The sequence below is a fragment of the Deltaproteobacteria bacterium genome, assembly GCA_019308995.1.
GTDB lineage: Bacteria > Desulfobacterota > Desulfarculia > Adiutricales > JAFDHD01 > JAFDHD01.
The window spans coordinates 1-21,232 of sequence record JAFDHD010000055.1 but is presented as its reverse complement, the minus strand read 5'-3'; the positions used below and the strand labels follow the sequence as shown (position 1 = coordinate 21,232).

The window sequence follows — 21,232 nt, the reverse complement described above, 5'->3', positions numbered from 1 at the left end:
CGGAGTTGACCAAACATTATCACGTCGTATCCTCGCGATAATATTTGGAAGGACTCATTCATCCACGGGTAAACCCGTGGTATTCTGTCTTCGACCGCATAAATTTAGAATATAACATAATAATTTTATGTGAACTTGTTCTTAGGTTTTTCTAAATCCCTCTTAAAAAATGCCTTTTCTATATCTCTGCAAAGTAATCCTGTCTGAGAGGAAATATCTCTTAATTTATTGAAAAATTTAATTATGTGTTTCTTATTCGTAGACAAATTTTTAGGTTCTGGGCCAAAAAGACCTCTCCACGCATGAATATCAAAAACCCCATAATTTTGTGGTTCCTTGAATGAGAGAATAACGCTGCTAAGCGAATTTCCAACACCATCAATACATGATAATAGCTTCAATCTTTTTTCATCATTCTTAATCTTGAAAGCTAAGCGTGAAACATCTTCAATAAAAGAAATTTCAACACTATCTATCATCCTTAAAATTCTTTGTTGTCGGCCAAATAACCTACCTTGGAATTTCCATTTAACAATTTGAATAAGATCATCTTTAGTTATCATCTTATTTTGTTGGAACTTGCTACTCAATTCTTCTTCTATTCCCGTATTATACAGGTCTTCCTCAGTATTATATCTATCCCTCCAAAAGATTATCTCTTCTTTATCCATTTTATTTTTTAAAGAGCCTTATCCTTTTTCAAGAGCCTCCGGCCAATCTGGCGCGCTTGATCGAGGATGCCGTCGTTATCCTTGGCCGGGTCCAGGTGGCTGTTTGAATGGATGATCCGGCCTGCCTCCTCCATGCCGAAGCCGCTGCCCGTCATAGCGGCGAGCCAGCGCGCTGATTTCTTGTATTGATCCGGATCGGCAGCTCCCTGGGAAACGACCAAGGCATAGGTCTTTCCGGGCGGGACAGCGGAATCATAGCCTCCGCCTTCCCGGCTGACATATAAGGAGTAACAGCGATCAACAAAGCATTTCATCTGTCCTGAAATACGGTACATATAAATCGGACAGCCGATTACCAGACCGTCGCATGACTTGATGGCCTCGAGGTAAGACGTCAGATCATCCTGTTGCGCGCAAACGCCGGGCTTTTTCCGGCAGCTCAGGCATCCCATACAGCCTTTCATATTGATGTCATGCAACCGAACCTCGGTCGTCTCAGCACCTGCGGACCGCGCCCCCTCCAGGATGGCTCTGATGATGGTCGAAGTGTTCCCCTCCTGGCGCGGGCTTCCGTTGAAGGCCAGAATCTGCATTTCTCCTGCTCCTTTCATTTTTAATGCAACCTCAGCATGAATCAACCAGGTTTCCGGTTAAAACTCGCTCGGCTGAAAACTTAATGAATCATATCAATTTCCATGCGTCCCTGCAACCTCACCTCCGGGCGGCCATGAAGAATATGAAGCCGAAGAGTCGGAAAAAAACTACCCTGCTGGACGCAGCAGGGCAGTTCATCAAATAGTCCGGGATTTAGGCCAAGCAAGGCTGTTATTAAAAAACAAACCCGAAATTCGCCTGCCAGGCATTGTAATCCTTGGCAAAGATATAAGTCGCCCCGATTCTCAATGACCGCAGGTAATTGACCACCTTACCTTGCTTCTTCTTTGAAAAAGCCTTGGCATAGCCAAAGGCAAAGCCGCCCTCATTATACTGATCTATAAATAAATCAGTTCCAAAGTACCGGGTGTCAGTAACAAAAATTTCAATCACAAAACGCCGGCTAATTGGCGTCGAAATCATGAGGCCGTTCCGCAATACGGTATTATTGATCTTGGGGTCAAAGGCGTAGCCGCTATACTGGAATTTGAGGGTCTGGTAATACCCGACCATGTTACCGATGTTGAAGGTAAACTTGCCAGACTCCAGGCTGAGCGCGCTGGTAAGAGACGCGGAAATCATCTGCGCGGCTGAACCCATATCAACAGAGCCTACCAGCGAGTAGTTCGCCGCAGGCGTCAGGACCCATAGCTTGTTCACCGGAAGGGAAACAGCGATCCCGAAACCGGCGTTGTAGGTCCGCGCGCCTGCTGTTTCAAGCATGGCCAGGGGTAAAGAGATCTTCAGCTGACGGCGAGGGTCCTGGTTGGATCGAAAGGTGTAAGATAACGGCAGCTTGTAGTAAGAGCCCTTGAAGTCTCCCATCTGCACTGTGCCGATATTGGCTTTCAGGGCGATAAGATTCGCATTGACCTGTCTTTCCCCGGGGGCCGGCCGGGGAGGCGCGACGACCTCTGGAGCGATTTCTGTCGCCCTGTCCATGAATCCCACGTTGAAGTCATTCTTGACAAGGTTGCCCATCAAACTGGTCGGGTTGCCTGCAATGGGATCGGTGGGCGTATTTTGCGCCAGGTACCGCGCCATCTTTGTCAGCGCCTCCTGACCTTCGCCTTTGAACCAGTCCTCCAGCAGGTCCAGGCTTTCATCCCGGGTCGCTCCGCTGAACAGCACGTCAACCCCTATGGCATCACAGACTAAATGAATCGCAGCACCACTTGCGCCCATGGTGGCTGTGAATGGAAGCCCCCGGTAAAACAACGTCGCGTCAACCGCAGAGTTATCCGTATAGGCCGGGATATGAGCCACGATGGCGTTCCCGTCAAAGTTGTCAATCATATCTGCCACCGAACTGAAACCCTGGGTGTAAACTTCGCCTTCTGAAGTCACGGTCAGGGTAAACAAGTCAGCCGCACGTGCGCTTTTGACTGGACTGAAAACTAACGCCGCCGCAGTCATGAAAAAGACGGCTAAAACAACACGACCGCAAACCTGAACCATAGAATCGTTCACCTTTCGCATGCCTCCCTCCTCGAGGATCATTTTATTACTAAAATCAGAAAGTTGGATAATTATAACTAAGGCCAATCCGGCCGTCAAGAAATTATAGGCCTGAATTTTCTCCAGAAATTAAAGGCTATCTGGGCCTGGTAGCCTGGAGGACCATGTGATCATAGTTTTGTGTCAGGGAGCTTCGCACCCTGACCTACAGTTAAATTATAAACTATTCTTGAAGATGATCACTTTTCAGGAAAGAACCGTTGTCTTGATTTTCAGGTTGACCGCCAACAAAAACATGGATACATTACTTTCAAGGGTGTCAAGGAAAACCTGGCTTATGTTCGTGCTGTTGATTAAAATTATCATTGTCCTCTTCTTTGCATACATATCCTACGATGCGTTTAAAAAAGCAGGCAGGCACGAAAGACAAGCCGAAGACGCCAAGTTCAACAAGCAGGTCCTGGAAGCGCTCGCCCGAAAGGAAAAGCGAAACGGTGTTATTTACATTATTATCGCCCTGATTGCCTTGGCGGCCATCTTTATTAACATTGAACGTTTGATAGGCTGATTATCTCGCTAAAATCAAAGCGGGAAGCGCTCAGGAAAAGGAAGAAGGGACGGCTGGCGCGTCCAGATCAGGGTCACGGTGTTACTTTGGGCTCCTTCAGTAGTTCCAGCAGATACTTTCCATAATCATTGGTCTCAAGCGGTCTGGCCAGCCGGCGCACCTGGTCTTCATCAATATAACCCATGCGAAAGGCCACCTCTTCCACACAGGCCACCTTCAGGCCCTGGCGTTTTTCAATGGTTTCAATAAATCTGCTGGCCGCCAGCAGCGATTCATGGGTCCCGGTATCGAGCCAGGCCATCCCCCGCCCCAGGAGTTCCACCTTCAGCTCCCCTCGCTTCAGGTATTCCTGATTGACGTCCGTGATTTCCAGCTCCCCGCGGGCCGAAGGCTTGAGGCCCTCGGCGATCTCAATGACATCGTTATCGTAAAAATAGAGGCCGGGCACGACATAATTGGATTTAGGTCTGGCCGGCTTTTCCTCAATACTCAGGACATTGCCAGAGGCGTCGAATTCCACAACGCCGTACCGCTCGGGATCATGCACCCGGTAGCCGAAAATGAGTCCTCCTTCTCTGATCTCCACCGCTCGCTGGAGTACGCCCTGAAAGCCATAACTGTAAAAGAGGTTGTCTCCTAAGATAAGACAGACATGGTCTGAGCCGATGAACTCCTTTCCAATAATAAAGGCCTGGGCCAGGCCTTCAGGCCGCGGCTGCTCGGCGTAAGTGAAGCTAAGCCCCCAGTCCGCTCCTGCCCCGAGAAGGGTCTTGAACTTGGGAAGGTCTTGCGGCGTTGAAATGATAAGGATTTCCCGGATGCCCGCCAGCATGAGAATGGACAGGGGATAGTAGATCATGGGCTTGTCGTAAATCGGGAGAAGCTGCTTGCACACGACCCTGGTGATAGGGTAAAGGCGCGTTCCAGCGCCGCCGGCGAGGATGATGCCTTTTCTTCGAGGAGGGGTTGACGGTTCCATGGAAGTCGGTTTGTTTAGGCCCATGTCATCCATATAGAGTTCTCCTTAGAGCGGGCGTTTTTTAAATCAGTCAGAACCGTACTGTCGCTTGATCCACTCCTTGTAAGCGCCGGTCTTGATAGACGAAGTCCATTCCTTATGGCTCAGATACCAATGAATCGTTTTGGTAATCCCGCTTTCAAATGTCTCTGCGGGCGCCCAGTTGAGTTCCCGCTTGATTTTGCCTGCGTCAATGGCATACCGGCGGTCATGACCAGGCCGGTCCTTGACAAAGGTTATCAGGTCGGCATGAGGCTTAGAGGGTGAATCGGGACAAAGCTGATCGAGTAAAAGGCATATGGTCTTCACGACATCAATATTGGTTTTTTCACAGCTGCCGCCGATATTGTAGGTTTCTCCAGCCCGGCCCCTGTCCAGCACCATGCCGATGGCCTCGACATGGTCTTGGATGAAGAGCCAATCTCGGATGTTCTTTCCGTCCCCATAGATCGGCAGAGGCTTGCCTTCCAGGGCGTTCAGGATTATTAAAGGAATCAACTTTTCCGGAAACTGATAGGGCCCGTAATTATTCGAGCAGTTGATAATCAGGGTCGGCAGGCCGTATGTCCTGTGAAAAGAGCGCACCAGGTGGTCCCCGGCCGCCTTGGAGGCCGCATAAGGGCTGTTGGGGGCATAAGGATAGGATTCGGTAAAAGGCGGGTCGTCAGGCCCCAGGCTCCCGTAGACCTCGTCAGTGGAAATATGAAGGAACCTGAAGGTTTTTTTACTCTTGCCATCTAGACCAGACCAGTAAGCGCGAGCTTCTTCGATCAGGCGAAAGGTTCCGACGATGTTGGTCTGGATAAAGTCGTCCGGGCTGAGGATGGAACGGTCCACGTGGCTTTCCGCGGCAAAGTGAACCACGGCCTCGGGCCTCTGATCTTCAAAAATGCGGCGAACCAGCGGCCCGTCATTGATATCCGCATGCACGAAGATATAATCGGGATCGTCTGTGAGGCTCTCTAGGTTAGCCGTGTTTCCGGCATAGGTCAGCTTATCCAGATTCACGATGCGCGCCCGGTTCTTTGCCCGTTGAGCCAGGACGAAATTTGATCCAATGAATCCGGCGCCGCCTGTTACGAGAAAGGTTTTCAAGCTCTGGAACTCATGTTCTTCTATTAATAGAGGTGAATTTAAAAAGGCGCTTCCCGGTTCACGCGCCGCCTTTTTTCTGCGTGATCATCATGTAATCTCGAATGAAAGTCAAGTCATATTCCGTCTCTATCGGGGCTGGTGGGCCAGGGCGGCTTGGTAAGAGAGGTCCATGCCGTCCAGGATATGGCGTTTGATGACAGCGTAGGATTCAGCCGGGAGACTGGCCAGTTTCAGCAGGAACTCCCGGGCCGACTCCCTGAGGTCTGCATCCGGCGGATAAACCCGATGCACCAGACCGATGCCTTCAGCCTCCACTCCGGTGAGCGGCTCACCTAACAGCGCGATTTTGGTGGCCCAACCCCCGCCGATGAGTCTCAATAGCTTGTAGGACCATCCTTCTGCGGCCCATAAGGCGCGATGGACCCGGGGATCGCCAAACTGGCAGTCCTCGGTCGCGACTCTGAAATCACAGCTGGTGGCATAGTCGTAGCCCGCGCCAAGGGCGTAACCGTGCATCAGCACCACCGTGGGCTTGCAGACATCCCGAATGACGGTTGTAGCCTCCTGCAGGATGAGCGGACCGACCCCTATGTCCAGGTCAACCAGCCGCTTTTTATGACGCTCCGGCCATCTGCGCTGCGCGGTCTTGATGTCATCCCCGGAGCAGAAGGCACGCCCTTCGCCTGAAAAAGCTATGACCCTCACCGCCGGATCATAGTCCGCGGCCTGCACGGCCCTGATGACGCGTTCGTGCTGCTCGGTGTCTATCGCGTTCAGCTTTTCCGGACGATTGAACCGGATATGCCAGACCGGACCCTCGTTATAGACGATCAAAGCGCTTTCGTCACTCATGGCTACCGTCCCTTGAAGCTGGGCTTCCGCTTTTGAATAAAGGCCAGGATGCCTTCGTCCTTGTCCTCGATGATGTTCGTCTGGCGGATGGCGAATGAGTGCATCAGCGCCGTGTCATAAGGCATGTCCAGTTCCTCGATGATCTGCTGTTTGATGATTGCATAGGAGCGGGTGGCCATGGTCGTGACCTGGGCGATCAGTTTTTCGGCCTGGCTCGTAAATTTTTCAGGTTTGAACGACTTATAAACCAGGCCGATGCGTTCGGCCTCAGAGCCGCTGATGGACTCGCCCAGGAGGAGCAGGCGCATGGCCTGAGATTGTCCGATCAGCCGAGGCAGGATGTAGGTCAGGCCGGTCGTGTTGTGCCTGGCCTGAAGTATTCTGGGATCGCCGATAACGGCGTCATCAGTGCAAAGCCTGATGTCGCACACACAGGCCAGGTCAAGACCGAGACCGAGCGCCTGGCCGCGCATGAGGACGATGGTCGGTTTGGGCAGGCTGCGGACCAGTTTCAGCAGGTCCTGCTGAGGTATGGGGGCGGGGCCGTGAGGACCGCCGGGACGCCGGTGTCTGTACTCCTCAGGCCACGGACCCATGTCAGCCGGATCGTCTCCGGCACAGAAATGACCCCCCTGCCCTTCAAAAACCACGGCTCGTACATCCCAATCTTCACCGACCTGGCTGACAATCTCCTTGGCGGCCATGATCAGCTCGTAGTTCATAGCGTTGAGCTTCTCGGGCCGGTTCAGCTTGAGGCGAAGCACTCCATCTTTTTGTTCCACCAGAACGCTTGAGGATGACGATTGGTACATGGTACCCTTCCTTCCCGGACAACCGATATCATCTTGAATTCCCAATAAAACGGATTCTATATTCCCAAATTCATGCCTGAGAGTCAATCCTGCCCGATTTGAGCCTGGATTTTGGGGTCGTCCCTGGTCACGTCCACACCCAAGATGGAGGCCTTACCATTCTTTGGTGTTAGCTGGCCGGTGAGCATCTTGATGGTCGTTGATTTGCCTGCCCCGTTCGGTCCGAGAAATCCCAGAATCTCACCCTGGGCCACCTTAAAACTGATACCCTTAACCGCTTCTATATCACCATAGGAATAGCTAATATCTTCTACCTTGATAGCCGGTATGGTCATGGGACCTCCCCTGATAAGCTTTTTAGATAAGCTTTCTAAATTAACGCGTTTAATTTATGATATCGCGAGTATACGCGAGCTTGAGAGTAAATGACAGTATTATATCGGCTGTAAATTATATGGCCATTGGAAGGTGACCTGGAAAAAGTTAAAAGGTGCGCTCAAATTGCCCTAGATTTATCTCAAAAGAATAATGAAAGTATGGATAGAAGGAATTTCGGGGATTGGCTGCGGAACGTCCTTGATTCCAAGCAAAAGTTAAGGTAATTTTAAAGAGAAAGGCCGAGTCAAAAAAAATAATCCCTGATTGAGTGAAAAAACAACATTTTAATCCTGATACGATTCTGAACGGAGATTTAAGCCATGGAAATGACCCTGTCAACTCTTTTGGATCTGAACGCCAACAAACATCCAGATCTCGAAATCGTTATTTTTGAGGACGCACGGGCCACCTGCTCCCGGCTGCGCGACAAGGCAAATCAAAGAGCCAGCGCGCTTTTGAGCACGGGGATCGAAAAGGGTGATCATGTGGCCGTTTTGGGCACCAACTGCATGGAGCTGGTAGAAACGTTTTTCGCAATCTGGCGGATCGGGGCTGTATTTGTACCTCTCAATTTCCGGAATTCCCCAGATGAACTTACTTATGTGGTGAATCATTCGGATGCCACCAGCATCATCTTTCAGGACAAGTTCGAAGAGACCGTCATGAAGATGAAGCCTTCCATCAATGAAGTTCAGAAATTCATGATCATGGGAGAAGGCCCTTCTCAGGATTTCATTGACTTTGAGGTCATGACCTCGGAGGCATCCATAGAAAGCCCAGCGGTTGAAGTCAAGGAGGAAGACACGGCCACCATCTTATATACGGCCGGTACAACGGGGAAACCCAAGGGAGTTCTGGCCACGCACAGGAATTGGATCTGGGCGTGTCTGGGTATTCGAATTTTAGGGGAGAAATTTTGGCCCGACAGGCCGAAATCATTGCTCTGCGGACCTTACTTCCATACCGGCGGCCTGGGAAACTTCCTCTATTGCTTTTTCAACCAGGCGCCGCAGGTTGTTCTCAAGAAATTTGATCCGCGAACTGCGTTAGAATGGATCGAAAAGGAGAAGATCAACAGGCTGCAAGGTGTTTCCACGACTTACAACCTGATACTTCAGGTTCCGGACATAAAAAAATACGACCTGAGTTCAATCCACACCCTGGGGTCTGGCGCGGAAACCATGCCTGACGAAACCAGGAATCGGTTGAAAGATGTTTGCCCGACCGCGGGCATTGAGGAAGGTTACGGCATGACGGAATCCTGCGGCTTCATTGCGGCTCGCACCAGGGAGTACACCGCCTCCAAACCTTACTCCGTCGGGTTTTCTCCCTTTACCATCGAGGTGCGCGTGGTGGATGAACAGGGTCATGATATAGCCCCGAACGAGGTGGGGGAGATCGTTATCCGCGGTCCGAACATAATGAAGGAATATTACAAGGATCCGGAAAAGACGGCGGATGCCCTTCGCGACGGCTGGCTGTGGACACACGACCTGGGGAAAATGGATGAGGACGGTTTTCTTTACATTATTGAGAGAAAGCACGACATGATTAAGAGCGGTGGTGAAAACATCTATCCCAAGGAAGTGGAAGATGTCCTGTACCGTCATCCCAAGATTACTGAGGCCGCTGTGTTTGGAGTTCCGGACCCGATCTGGGGACAGAATGTCCACGCCGCCGTGGTGCTTGAAAAAGGCAAGCATATGACGGTCAAGGAGGTCGTCGAGTTTTGTAAGGCGAATCTGGCGAGCTTCAAGAAACCGAAGCAAGTGGAGTTTGTTGAAACCCTGCCTCGAAGCCCTATAGGCAAGATTCTGAGAAGCGAACTGAGGAAAAGATTTCAAAACCAAGGCAAATAAAAGGACCTTTTCAGAAAATTAACTGAATAATTTAAAAAGGAGGATTTATTATGGACGCAATTGAGGCCATACAAGGTCGAAAGAGTATCAGGGGTTACAAACCGGATCCAGTGCCCAGGGAAATCCTGCAGGAAATTATTGAAATCGCTTCCCGCGCCCCTTCATCCATGAACACCCAGTCATGGGAAATTACGGTCGTCACCGGTGAGCCGCTGGAAAATATAAAACAAGGCAACATCGAAATGCTGACCGCAGGTAAGGGACCCAACCCGGATATCAAGATGGAAAAGTATGAAGGCGTCTATCGAGAGCGCCAGGTCGGCTTGGCTATAGAGCTGTTCAAATTAATGGGGATCGGCCGTGAGGACAAGGAAAAGCGAATGGCCTGGACTATGAGGGGCTTTCGGTTCTTCGACGCTCCGGCGGCTATCATTTTATCCACGGATAAGTCTCTCGCGCCGGCGCATGCCTTCACCGATCAAGGCATTATCATTCAAACGATCTGCCTTACCGCTCTTTCCTTCGGTCTTGGCACCTGCATCATGGGACAGGGGATCATGTTCCCGGACGTGGTGCGGAAATACACCGGCATTCCCGAATCCAAACAAATTTTTTTGTGTACCCCAATCGGTTATCCAGACCCGGAATACCCGGCGAACAAGCTTCAATCCCCCCGGGCCTCCTTAGAGGAAACCACCAGGTTCATTGGATTCGATTAATCTGCGTCGGCCAGCCAGGGAAGGACTGCACCCTGACCGCGTTAGCATAGGTTCTGAGGCAAGGGTTGGAAGAACCCCTTTTCCTGAAAGCATTCGTCAGGCTGATTGTTATGGCGATGGGCAGAATCAATAATCGCTTAATCAAACGCCGCAGAGAGCAGGGTTTTTGTATAAGCCTCTTCTGGATTATTGAAAACCTGATCGGCCGGGCCTGATTCGACAATTTCTCCAGCCTTCATAACGATTATTTCATGGCATAGGGTTTTAACGACTTTTAAATCGTGGGTGATGAACAGGTAAGTCAGGCCGTGGTTTTCTTGTAGATTCTTAAGAAGGATAATGATTTGAAACTGGATAGACCTGTCCAGAGAAGATGTAGGTTCATCGAGGATGATGAGTTTCGGTTTCAGGACAAGAGCCCGGGCGATAGCGATACGCTGCCTCTGCCCTCCGGATAGTTCATGAGGGTATCGGTGACGAAGCTCCGGTTCGAGCCCCACTTCGTTCAGGGCCTCGATAACCATGGCTTCCCGGATTGATTCATCCCCGATCTTGTGGATCTTAAGCCCTTCCTCGATAATAGCGGTGACAGACATGCGCGGGCTTAAGCTGCCAAAGGGGTCTTGGAAAACCACCTGCATCTTTCGGCGCAACGGTCTTACCTGTTTCTGATTCCAGGTATCAATGCGCCGCTTGTCAAACTCGATTTCACCGTTGCCAGCCAGAAGTCTCAAGATGGCCAGGCCCAGAGTTGATTTCCCGGAACCGCTTTCACCGACAATGCCCAGCGAATGACCTTCTTTAACCTTTATCGAGACGTCATTTACGGCCTTGACATAGTCTACCGTCCGCCTCAAAACACCTTTTTTAACAGGAAACCAGACCTTGAGGCTGTCTGTCTTCAGGATCAGTGGAGCATCTGCCGACACCGGGCTCGGCTTCCCGCTGGGTTCAGCCTCTAACAAGAGCCTGGTGTATTCATGCTGAGGATTTGAAAAGATTTCCTGAGTCACGCCAACCTCTACTATTTCTCCTTGATACATTACGCAAACACGGTCGGAAAAACGGCGCACCACTCCAAAATCGTGAGTAATCAAGAGCACGGTCATGCCGAGCTGTTTTTGAAGGTTTGCCAGCAGGTCCAGTATCTGGGCCTGCACGGTGACATCTAGCGCGGTGGTGGGTTCGTCAGCAATGAGCAGGTCAGGTTCGTTAGCCAGGGCCATGGCGATCATGACCCGCTGCCGCTGCCCGCCGGAGAGTTCATGGGGATAGGATTTCAAACGCTGCTCAGCGTCCGGGATACCCACAAGTTCCAGAAGCTCAAGTGTATGGTCTCTTGCCTCCTTGTGATTCAAATCCTGGTGAAGGAACAGGGTCTCGGCGATCTGTTTCTCAACAGTATGCAAAGGATTGAGTGAGGTCATAGGCTCCTGGAATATCATCCCCACTCGGTGGCCGCGCAGGGAGCGCAATTCCTGGTTGGAGGCCTCAAGCGTTTCCTTTCCGTCAAAGAGGATGCTGCCAGACGGATGATACGCCACGGGATAAGGCAGTAAACGCAAAATGGAGAGGGCCGTGACCGATTTCCCGGAACCGCTTTCTCCGACCAGGGCCAGCGTCTCCCCCTTGGCAATTTCCAGGGAAACATTTTTGACCGCATGCACCACCTTCCCCGCGGTATGGAAGTCAACGGATAGGTCCTTTATTTTTAGTAGCGCCTCGCGCATATATCTTGCCTAGTGTTCCGCATACAGCCTGGGGTCAAAAGCGTCGCGGACCGCCTCCCCGATAAACACCAGGAGGATCAGCATGATTGACAGGACGACAAAGGCCGAAATGCCGATCCAGGGAGCGTGCAAGTTCGCCTTGCCTTGCGCCAGTATTTCACCGAGCGAAGGCGAACCGGCCGGTAAACCAAAACCGAGAAAATCCAGAGAGGTTAAGGTGATGATGGCGCCGTTGAGGATAAAAGGCAAAAAGGTCATGGTCGCGATCATGGCGTTTGGCAGGATATGCTTGGCCATGATAGCCGCATTGCCCAGGCCCAAGGCGCGAGCAGCGCGAACATACTCCAGATTGCGGCCGCGCAAGAATTCAGCCCGCACCAGGTCCACCAGAGTCATCCAGCTAAACAGCAGCATTATGCCCAGCAGCCACCAGAAGTTGGGTTCTACAAAACTTGAAAGAATTATGAGCAGAAAAAGAACCGGGAGGCCTGACCAGATTTCAAGAAAACGCTGACCGAGGATATCTATCCATCCTCCATAGAAACCTTGAGTCGCGCCGACTGTAATTCCGATAATTGAGCCGATAAGGGCCAGGCAGAGGCCAAATAATATGGAAATCCTGAAACCGTATATCAGCCGGGCCACGATGTCCCGGCCCTGATCGTCAGTGCCCAGCCAGTTTTCAGCCGAGGGCGGCGCCGGCGCGGCCACGGGCAGATTATAATTTATGGTGTCATAACTGTAACGGATAAGCGGCCAGACGGCCCAGCCTTTTTCCCGGATAAGATCCAGAACAAATGGATCACGATAGTCGGCCTCGGTCTCAAATTCGCCGCCAAAAACGGTTTCCGGGTATTCTATAAATACAGGTAAAAAAATCTTAGAGTCATAATAGATAATCAGAGGTTTATCGTTGGCAATGAACTCGGCAAACAGGCAGAAAATAAAAAGAAACAAAAAAATCCATAACGAGAAGTGGCCGCGGCGGTTGGCCTTAAAGTTTAGCCAGCGGCGTCTGTTGATCGGATTTAATTGAAAGCGTTTTTGAGTATTCATCAGAAGTTATTAATTTCTCGATTCAAAGTCTATGCGCGGGTCAACAACAGTATAGGTAATATCGCTGATTAGCTTCATCAGAAGCCCGATCAGGGTGAATATATATAAGGTAGCGAACATCACCGGATAATCGCGGTTAATGGTGGACTCAAATCCCAGTAACCCCAGACCGTCCAAAGAAAAAATAACTTCGATCAGGAGCGATCCAGTAAAGAACATGCTGATGAACGCCGAGGGGAAACCGGCGATGATGATCAACATGGCGTTCCGGAACACATGTCCATACAGGACCCTCTTTTCGGTCAGCCCTTTGGCTCTGGCGGTGATAACATACTGCTTCCCGATCTCATCCAGAAACGAATTCTTAGTCAGTATGGTCAAGGTGGCGAAGCCTCCTATGACCATGGCGGTAATGGGAAGAGTCAGGTGCCAGAAATAATCGGCAATCTTCCCCATGAGTGAAAGTGAATCGAAATTGTCAGAGGTCAGGCCGCGCAAGGGGAACCAGTCAAAATAACTCCCCCCGGAAAAGAAGACGATCAGCATGATCGCGAAAAGGAAAACCGGGATGGCATTGCCCACTATGACGGCCGTGCTGGTCCAGACGTCGAAGTGCGTGCCGTGTTTGACCGCTTTGCGGACGCCTAAAGGAATAGAGATGGTATAGATCAGGAGGGTACTCCAGATCCCCAAAGAAATGGATACAGGCATTTTAGAAATTATGAGACTGATAACCTTTTGATTACGGAAAAAACTCTCCCCAAAGTCAAACTTCATGTAATTCACTAGCATCGTGAAAAACCGGATGTGGGTAGGTTTGTCAAACCCGTAAAGCTGTTCTATCTCTTTGATAAGTTCGGGCGCCAGACCCTGGGCGCCCCTGTACCTGCTTTTTGAACTCAAGGAAGACTCAGTCTTTAACGTTTCCCCCCGCGTGCTTCCGGCAAACCGTTCGGTGGCCCTGACATCCTCGCCCTGAATCCTGGCAATCATCTGCTCGACAGGCCCTCCCGGCGCGGCCTGAATAACAATAAAATTGATGGTCATGATCCCGAGCAGGGTTGGAATGATAAGGAGAAGGCGTCGAATAATATAGGCGATCATTTTTTTTGGCGGGGTTCCTCGTTGACTATTTTACCTCAAAGAAACTTTTTTCTTCTGAGGATTTATCCACCAGCTGTAAAAATCCAGGTCGTATTTAGGCGTCTTTTGGGGATGTGAAAATTTGTTCCAGTACGCCACGCGGAAGTAGTTCAGGTGCCATTGAGGAATAACATAGTGGCCCCAGAGCAGAACGCGGTCCAGTGCCTTTGTTCTGTTAACGAGGTCCTTTCGGCTAGGAGCTTGGATTATCAGGTCCACCAAGGCATCAACCACCGGGTTCTTCAGGCCGATATAATTCCTGCTCCCGGGGATGTCGGCGGAACTTGAATGCCAGAAATACCTTTGTTCGTTGCCCGGGGACAGAGATTGACCAAAAGAAAAGACGATCATGTCGAAATCAAACTCATTGAGCCGGTTGATATACTGGGATGTGTCCACGACCCGGGAGGTTGTTACAATACCGAGCCTGGATAGATTTTTTCTGAATGGCAAGACAATACGTTCAAACGAGGGGGAAATAAGGAGAATCTCAAATTTCAAGATTCTTCCAGTCTGAATATTGGTAAGCTTTTTCTTTTTTATGACCCATCCAGCTTCTTTTAACAATCTCACGGCCTGCCGGAGATTGCCTCGGATGTCCCCGGAGCCTTCAGTCTTCGGCGGGATGTACTCTTTGGTAAATACCTCCTGAGGCAGCCGCCCCCTGAACGGCTCAAGAATGGCTAGCTCCTCAGGTGACGGCAGCCCGCTTGAGGCCAACTCGGAGTTGGAAAAAAAGCTGGCGCTGCGCCTGTACTGATTATAAAAAAAGGTCTTGTTGCTCCATTCAAAGTCAAAGGCATAGGCCAGGGCCTGACGAACCTTCCTGTCCTTGAAGAAAGACCGGCGAGTGTTAAAGACAAAGCACTGCATGCCTTGATTCTGTTCGTGCTTTATTTCCTCCTTGATAATGAGTCCGTTGTCAACCGCTGGGCCGGTATATGCGGTCGCCCAATTCTTGGCGATATTCTCAAGCCGGAAGTCGTATTCACCGGATTTAAATGCGTGCAGCGCCACCGTAGCGTCGCGATAATAATCAATCGTGATCGTGTTGAAGTTAAAGCGGCCTTTGTTCACAGGATGGTTTTTGGCCCAGTAGTCTTTCACGCGCTCGTAGGTGACGGAATGTCCGGGTTTAAATTTTGAAATCTTATAAGGCCCGCTGCCCAGAGGGATATCGAGCGTGGTTTTTGAGAAATCGCGATTTTCCCAGTAATGTTTGGGGAGGACATTTATTTGTCCGAGAATCAACGCCAGTTCAGGATTGGGTTTTTGACCGAGATGAAATTTTACTCGAAGCTTGTCTAAGGCCTTAACCTTTTCGACATCAGCGTAGTATTTCTTGTAAAGAGGAGATCCCTTTGACATAAGCACATTAAATGTGAAAACAACATCATGAGCGGTTATTGGTTTGCCATCGTGAAATCGAGCTTGCGGATTAATATGATAGATCACCCAGGACCGATCCCCGGGTATCTCGATCTTTTCTGCGATTAAACCATATTGTGTGAACGGCTCATCAGATGAGGCGACAGTAAGTGAATCATAAATCAAAAGATTCCCTGAAACGGAAACGCCCTTGGCAATGAAGGGATTGAAGCTATCAAAAGTTCCAACGGCGGATAACCTCGCTGATCCGCCTTTGGGTGCGTGAGGGTTTACATAATCAAAATGAGTAAATCCGGCTGGATACCTGGGTGTGCCGCTCATGGCCAGAGCGTGAGTTATGGTCACGTCTTGCGCGGCCTGAGAGTGCCCCGGGATAAAAATAAGAAAAAAAATGAAAATAACCAACAAGCGGCGTGTTCGAGCCTTCATTGATCCATCCTCTGCTTTTTTCATTTCATGCTTTATAAAGCAAAATGCCATCAGCTATAAAAATTTTCTCTCAATCTTTGCACCCGTTTAACAAGCCCAAGGCATACAATTTCTATTATAATGATCGCTTAAGCTATTTTATACTCCCCAAACACCCCTTGAAAGTCAATCTTTTTGACTCATATAATTTTTATTATCAGAGAGACCCCCTTCGCGAGCCACCCTGACCCGCGTGGGACGAAAAGAGCTATAAATAAGGTTCAGAGCCAATGGACCGGTAGGCGCGAGGGATTTAGCCCATAAGGAAAGTTGCTTTGGGGAATCATAAAGAAATGGCAGGGCCGTTTCCGACCCTGCCTGGGGGTAGGAGATGATTGAAGTTTGGTTAGCTAAAGAACTTTTTCTTCAATCCTATAAGACTAATGAGGCCAGAACCAAGGAGCAAGAAGGCGCCGGGGATAGGTTGGAGTTAGTTGTCAGTTCGGCCATCGCTCCCGAACCGGCCAGGACGCCCATCCTGACTCGGTTTAATTATCTCCGGTATTTACCATTAAGCTACAAACGCATTTAATATGTCAATACGAAGAAAGTACTATTCTCTAGGGTTTTTTTAGGTGAGAAACTAATACTTTTTTCCTAGTTGGACGCGACGGGGTGTGTCATCAATGTCGGGTTTAACCTATCTGTTATTGTTCGTTCGGAGGCGTACTATTTTTAATATCCTGTCGGCCAATTAGCCAGCAGCCGCTGACTCTTGGACCTGTTTTTCGCACAGGAATATTCCAGGGCCTGACACAGGAACTTGCGGGTGTCTCTGGGATCAATGACATCGTCAATCAGGTGCCTGGCCGCGGCCTTGTATGGCGCGCTGTTATAAGACCATTGCTTTAATAGTTCTTTTCTTTCTTGCTCAGGATTTTCCGACTCCGCCAGCTGCCGGCCATAGACCACGTTCACCCCGACTTCATCCCCGGTGAAGCTGATCTGCGCCGTGGGCCAGGCCACCACTAAATCACCGCCCATGTTGGGCCCGCACATATTACCGTAGGCAGCGCCAATGCTTTTTCGCACCACCACGGATATCTTGGGCACGGTTGACCAGGCAATGGCCTGGTTCCAGACCATGATCTTGGTAGGCATCTTATGCTGTTCCGCATAGCTGCCGATATAGAAACCAGGGACATCGTGCAGGAATACCATGGGGATATTATAGGAATCGCAGAGACAGATGAACTCAATGGCCTTGTCGCACTCCTGAGGACCGGCCGCACCGGCGTTGAACATGGGCTGACTGGCTATTATGCCTACGACCTGGCCGTTGAATCTGGCCAGGCCTGTAATGAGCGCCTTGCCATAGAATTCTTTTAGTTCGAAAAATGCGCCATCATCCACCAGGACTTTGATCAACCGCCTCATTTCGTAAGCCCTGTTCATCTGAGTCGGAACAATCTTGACCACTTCATCCACGCGGCGGCAGGGGTCGTCGTTTGTGGCTTTATAGGGCGGCTCCTCGGAGTGATTGGAAGGCATGTAACTGAAAAACTCCTTCATGACCTCGAGGCAATGATCATCATTCTCGGCAAAAGCGTCCACCTGACCGGTCAGTTCAGCGTGGACCTTCCATCCTCCCAGCTCTTCTGGCGTAATCTTTTCCGAGATGGCAATCTCGAGCATCCTGGGACTGGAAACCGCCATACAGGCGCCTTTCTGCTGCACCGTGAAATCGGCTGAAACCGCGTGCCAGGTCGGTCCGCCGTAACTATCACCCATGATTCCGACAAGAAGAGGTGTCGTCCGGCCATGCCTCAGAAGATTCAGTGGCATCATGTTTTCACTGATCCCATCCGAGCCCATGCCATAAGGTATTCTCAAACCCCCGCCCTCGGCGAGGTGAAAAATAGGAAGCCCGCGCTTCACAGCGTATTCATTAACAAGGACGCTCTTTCTGAAATGAGCCTGCCCTTCAGTCGCGGCGTAGACGGTCTTGTCCGCGGCGGCGATGACCGCTGGTCGGCCTTCAATCTTGCCAAGCCCACAGATCATCCCGTCCCCAAGGCCTCTCTCATCCATGCCCGGATCATCGGAATGGTTAAGCATGCCCAGTTCTAAAAAGGTATCGGGATCAACAAGACGATCTATTCTTTCGCGGGCCGTATAGTGCCCCAGGCTATGCTGTCGGTCTATCTTGGCTTGACCGCCCATCATCAGAGCCTTTTCCTTGCGACGCTCTAAATCTTTGATCAATTCCTCCATCTCAACCACCTTTCTTTATTAAAAATATGTACACGTTCAGGGGGTTTTGAGGTAATTTACCCTTGAGTAACCCATTTTAGATTTGGTTTTTGATCTTTGAAAAAAGAATCCATGACCTCCACCAAGATGGGGAAAGTGGCCATGGAGCGTATGCGGCAAGTTTGCTTCAGAGATAGAATTTTCTCCACCCACCGATTGCCTTTTTCACTTTGAGTTCCCTTGCTTCGCTTACGCCAAAGGACTCCAATAAGAAGCGTAGCAGACTTTTTACTAAAAATCTAGATTTTTTTTAAATTATTTCAAGCGCTTAACCATGCAAACTTACCCCCTGTACCTTTTTTCAGCTCTCAAAACGCACCCATGAATAATATATTCGTTAATTGCTGGTTTAACAGTAGAGACTTAAAATATGAAGCATAACCTTAGTTTTCATCCAAACCCTTTAGAATGATCTTTGCTATTTCGCTCAGAACAATATCAGTAGCACCCATTAAGCCTCTCGTTGAAGCCTTTCGTTGAATTCCTCGGGGCTGAACCTGTATTCCTGCGTGCCGTAGTATTCTATAGCAATGGAAGCGCATACGCTGCCGATCCTGGCGCACTGCTCGATGTCTTTGCCCCGGACCAGACCGCTGATGAGCCCGCCCCTGTATGAATCGCCGGCGCCTGTCGGGTCCTGTACCGTCTTTGGCTTAACAGCAGGGATGCTTATTTCACCATCGCGCGTGGAGATCTGTGAACCAAGCTCTCCCATGGTCACAATGATAACCCTGGCGCGCTCAAGCAAGGCTTCTTTGCTTAACCCGGTCTTGCTCATGATCAGATTCAGTTCATAATCATTTGAGATCAGAATCCGGCACCCATCTATGGCCTGAACCAGGTCTTTCGCATGCAGCATGGGCAGTGATTGACCAGGGTCAAAGATATAGTCTATCCCCCTGGCCTTACAGAGGCGTGGGTAGTTCACCATGTCCTCAAGATTGCCGGGAGAGACGATAACAATGGTCTCCTCTGGATTGAGTTTATTAAAATCCAGAGAGGAAGAATGTTTCATAGCGCCTGGGTTGAACCCGGTGATCTGGTTGTCTGCCCGGTCGGTGATTATGTAGGCGCCTGCAGTAAATTCGTCCTCTATGATTTTGATGTTTTCGGTAGAGATTCCATTCTTCGCCAGCCATTCGAAGTACTTATGATAATCATGACCGATAGTAGCGGATATTCCGGGCTTTTCGCCCATCAGGGCAAGCGCGTAGGCAATATTGCCTGCCGTGCCGCCGACATTCTCCTTTATGCCATTCACCTGAAAGCAGACGTTCAAAACATGTATTTTCTCGGGGCGGATATGCTCCGAGAAGTATCCCTGGAAATCCATAATTCTATCATATGCCAGTGACCCGGAAACAATGATATTCATATTAATAGACCTCTCAAATTAGTTCGAAATCACCATGAGCGATACAACGCAACCAGTGGTGTGCGCTGGGTTTAGCCGATGCGAAGTCGGGCATCTTTGAATTGTCGCTAATTTCATGCCGCCCTCCGTATCGGTTTACCGAAAAACTTCCTGGTGTCAATACTGACCACAAGATGACGCCCTCACCTATCATTAATTATGGAAAGAATCAATTTTTTTGTCAACCTATCCCATGGTTGGAATTGATTTGTTTTCATCAGATCAGATTACACAATAATCAGCTTGGGGTTTCATTATAAATATTTTATCAACAAATAGGTAATAGCATAGAGATAATACCGTTCGGTTATGAGTACGTGCATCATTGTGGATTATACTGGAATTTAAGTATTGATATACAATACTGAAAATTTTCGTTGAATTCTGGGTTCAAGTATAGCTTGTTTATCATTAAAATTCAAATAGTTAAAATTACTTAACATTATGATAAAAATCAAAAGGTTCCCAGTGTTTTCGATATAGCAGTATCCGAAAGGTTGGTCATAATCGAATCTCATACAATATTTTGAAGTACTCCTAAAGAAGGCAGGGCCAATTCAAGACCAAGCCGCAAGGCTCTGCTCAGGCTATCTATATGCTCTTCGGGGCCTTGATAGGAGACTTCGGGGCGGTAATTCAATATTTCTTCGGAAGCTCCAAGGGAAGCCAGGACAAGACCAAGCTACTGGCTGTTAAAGGAATGGCTGAATAAAACTGTATGCAAATTGACTGCAAAATGCAGTCTTTTGGACCTAATTTGCCGAGGTTTGCCGAGGTTTGGGAAAAAGGGGTTACGGCTTAAATACTTGTAACCCCTTGATTTTCTTGGTGCGCCGCGTAGGAATCGAACCTACAACCTAATGATTAAGAGTCATTTGCTCTGCCTAGTTGAGCTAGCGGCGCTGGTTAGGGAGGGCTTTCCCCTCCTTGGATGTCATCTCCTATCATCATTTAATTTTTGAGTCAAGACCTGGGCTGCCTGATGGTAGACATCTTTTCAATTTTCAGAGCTGCGGCTCGATGGCCGAGGTCCATGACGTAGTCACGTCCCAGAGGTCCGTTCTCCAAAAGCTCCAGCCATGGCTCAGGTAAGGCCTTCCGCCCATAGTAGGCCCCAGCGACCGCCCCGGCCATGGCCCCCAGAGTATCGGTATCCCCTCCCAGATTGACAGCCAGGGTAATGGCTGAAATGAAATCATCGGTCAATAGAAAAGAGGCCACCGCCGGGGGTACGGCTTCAATGGCCCTGACATCGCATCGGAACAGGACCTGGACACGAGGGATCAGCTCCGCGATCGGCCCGGGTTCAAGATCAATGAGGGTCAGGAGCCTGGCGGATGAGCGAGTGTCCAGATCTTCCGAGATATCGGCCAGGGTGCGTAAAAATAATTCAGCGTTGACACCTTGACCTTCCAGCCCGGCCCTAAGGGCCAGCGCCACAGCACCGGCTTGAATAACGGCCCCGGCCAGGGCTTCAGGGTGACGATGCGTAATAGTCGCCTGAGCCATCGCCGCCTCTTTGAGCTGCGCCAGATCGTCATAATAGAAAAAGCCTACCGGTGCAACGCGCATGGCGCTGCCATTTCCAAAGGAGTCTGTTCCGACCTGGTCCCAGGGCACCCCGGCGGCCAGGCGATCCATAATTCCGTAAATACGGCCGCCATAGCCCCGTTCCGGATGAAAATTGGCCAGGAA

19 protein-coding genes and 1 tRNA gene are annotated in these 21,232 nt (G+C 49.9%); 4 read left to right on the top strand and 16 right to left on the bottom strand.

Features of this window, described 5'->3' with window-relative positions; genetic code table 11:
• Window positions 1–125 precede the first annotated feature (125 nt).
• The 3 genes from JRI95_10430 to JRI95_10420 all read right to left on the bottom strand — a co-directional run bounded on the left by JRI95_10430 (window position 126) and on the right by JRI95_10420 (window position 2,804).
• Window positions 126–671 carry a hypothetical protein gene (locus JRI95_10430; protein ID MBW2061962.1) on the bottom strand — a complete coding sequence of 182 codons (546 nt, stop codon included), beginning with the start codon at window positions 669–671 and terminating at the stop codon, window positions 126–128.
• Between the two features lie 8 nt (window positions 672–679).
• Entirely contained in the window at window positions 680–1,264 is a 585-nt protein-coding gene (locus tag JRI95_10425; protein ID MBW2061961.1) for a flavodoxin family protein, read from the bottom strand.
• Between the two features lie 235 nt (window positions 1,265–1,499).
• Window positions 1,500–2,804: a hypothetical protein gene (locus JRI95_10420; protein MBW2061960.1), complete on the bottom strand. Its 1,305-nt coding sequence runs from the start codon at window positions 2,802–2,804 to the stop codon at window positions 1,500–1,502.
• A 316-nt stretch (window positions 2,805–3,120) separates the two neighbouring features.
• On the opposite strand from JRI95_10420, the gene JRI95_10415 reads away from it, so the two are divergent.
• Window positions 3,121–3,351 carry a hypothetical protein gene (locus tag JRI95_10415; protein MBW2061959.1) on the top strand — a complete coding sequence of 77 codons (231 nt, stop codon included), beginning with the start codon at window positions 3,121–3,123 and terminating at the stop codon, window positions 3,349–3,351.
• Between the two features lie 73 nt (window positions 3,352–3,424).
• Here the strand turns inward: JRI95_10415 and rfbA are convergent, their stop codons facing one another.
• The 5 genes from rfbA to JRI95_10390 all read right to left on the bottom strand — a co-directional run bounded on the left by rfbA (window position 3,425) and on the right by JRI95_10390 (window position 7,463).
• On the bottom strand, window positions 3,425–4,330 hold the full coding sequence (gene rfbA / locus JRI95_10410) for a glucose-1-phosphate thymidylyltransferase RfbA (GenBank protein MBW2061958.1): 906 nt from the start codon (window positions 4,328–4,330) through the stop codon (window positions 3,425–3,427).
• Window positions 4,331–4,396: 66 nt separating this feature from the next.
• On the bottom strand, window positions 4,397–5,464 hold the full coding sequence (gene rfbB, locus JRI95_10405; protein ID MBW2061957.1) for a dTDP-glucose 4,6-dehydratase: 1,068 nt from the start codon (window positions 5,462–5,464) through the stop codon (window positions 4,397–4,399).
• 126 nt (window positions 5,465–5,590) lie between these two features.
• The gene (locus JRI95_10400; protein ID MBW2061956.1) at window positions 5,591–6,316 is read right to left on the bottom strand and encodes an enoyl-CoA hydratase/isomerase family protein; all 726 of its coding nucleotides are present in this window, start codon (window positions 6,314–6,316) and stop codon (window positions 5,591–5,593) included.
• A 2-nt stretch (window positions 6,317–6,318) separates the two neighbouring features.
• Window positions 6,319–7,128, bottom strand: a complete 810-nt coding sequence (locus JRI95_10395) for an enoyl-CoA hydratase/isomerase family protein (protein ID MBW2061955.1) — start codon at window positions 7,126–7,128, stop codon at window positions 6,319–6,321.
• A gap of 83 nt (window positions 7,129–7,211) precedes the next feature.
• On the bottom strand, window positions 7,212–7,463 hold the full coding sequence (locus tag JRI95_10390) for an ATP-binding cassette domain-containing protein (GenBank protein MBW2061954.1): 252 nt from the start codon (window positions 7,461–7,463) through the stop codon (window positions 7,212–7,214).
• 363 nt (window positions 7,464–7,826) lie between these two features.
• Here JRI95_10390 and JRI95_10385 point away from each other — a divergent pair, with 363 nt between their 5' ends.
• Window positions 7,827–9,365, top strand: a complete 1,539-nt coding sequence (locus JRI95_10385; protein ID MBW2061953.1) for a long-chain-fatty-acid--CoA ligase — start codon at window positions 7,827–7,829, stop codon at window positions 9,363–9,365.
• Window positions 9,366–9,415: 50 nt separating this feature from the next.
• Window positions 9,416–10,084, top strand: coding sequence for a nitroreductase (locus JRI95_10380; GenBank protein ID MBW2061952.1), 669 nt, complete (start codon window positions 9,416–9,418; stop codon window positions 10,082–10,084).
• Between the two features lie 137 nt (window positions 10,085–10,221).
• On the opposite strand, the gene JRI95_10375 is transcribed toward JRI95_10380, so the two are convergent.
• The 4 genes from JRI95_10375 to JRI95_10360 are packed head-to-tail and all read right to left on the bottom strand — an operon-like array spanning window position 10,222 to window position 15,831.
• Window positions 10,222–11,814: an ABC transporter ATP-binding protein gene (locus tag JRI95_10375; protein MBW2061951.1), complete on the bottom strand. Its 1,593-nt coding sequence runs from the start codon at window positions 11,812–11,814 to the stop codon at window positions 10,222–10,224.
• A 9-nt stretch (window positions 11,815–11,823) separates the two neighbouring features.
• On the bottom strand, window positions 11,824–12,870 hold the full coding sequence (locus JRI95_10370; protein ID MBW2061950.1) for an ABC transporter permease: 1,047 nt from the start codon (window positions 12,868–12,870) through the stop codon (window positions 11,824–11,826).
• 9 nt (window positions 12,871–12,879) lie between these two features.
• Window positions 12,880–13,974, bottom strand: a complete 1,095-nt coding sequence (locus JRI95_10365) for a microcin C ABC transporter permease YejB (protein ID MBW2061949.1) — start codon at window positions 13,972–13,974, stop codon at window positions 12,880–12,882.
• A 30-nt stretch (window positions 13,975–14,004) separates the two neighbouring features.
• Window positions 14,005–15,831: an ABC transporter substrate-binding protein gene (locus JRI95_10360; protein ID MBW2061948.1), complete on the bottom strand. Its 1,827-nt coding sequence runs from the start codon at window positions 15,829–15,831 to the stop codon at window positions 14,005–14,007.
• 370 nt (window positions 15,832–16,201) lie between these two features.
• On the opposite strand from JRI95_10360, the gene JRI95_10355 reads away from it, so the two are divergent.
• Complete coding sequence (locus JRI95_10355) at window positions 16,202–16,402, top strand: hypothetical protein (protein ID MBW2061947.1); 201 nt, start codon at window positions 16,202–16,204, stop codon at window positions 16,400–16,402.
• 143 nt (window positions 16,403–16,545) lie between these two features.
• Here JRI95_10355 and JRI95_10350 read toward each other — a convergent pair whose 3' ends face one another.
• The 4 genes from JRI95_10350 to JRI95_10335 all read right to left on the bottom strand — a co-directional run.
• A complete protein-coding gene (locus tag JRI95_10350) occupies window positions 16,546–18,093 on the bottom strand; it encodes a methylmalonyl-CoA decarboxylase (GenBank protein MBW2061946.1) in 1,548 nt (515 codons plus the stop codon).
• A 481-nt stretch (window positions 18,094–18,574) separates the two neighbouring features.
• Entirely contained in the window at window positions 18,575–19,498 is a 924-nt protein-coding gene (locus JRI95_10345) for a carbohydrate kinase family protein (protein MBW2061945.1), read from the bottom strand.
• Window positions 19,499–20,363: 865 nt separating this feature from the next.
• Window positions 20,364–20,440 (bottom strand) — tRNA-Lys (locus tag JRI95_10340).
• Window positions 20,441–20,500: 60 nt separating this feature from the next.
• Window positions 20,501–21,232: ADP-ribosylglycohydrolase family protein (locus JRI95_10335; protein ID MBW2061944.1), on the bottom strand; the 732-nt coding region annotated here is incomplete at its 5' end.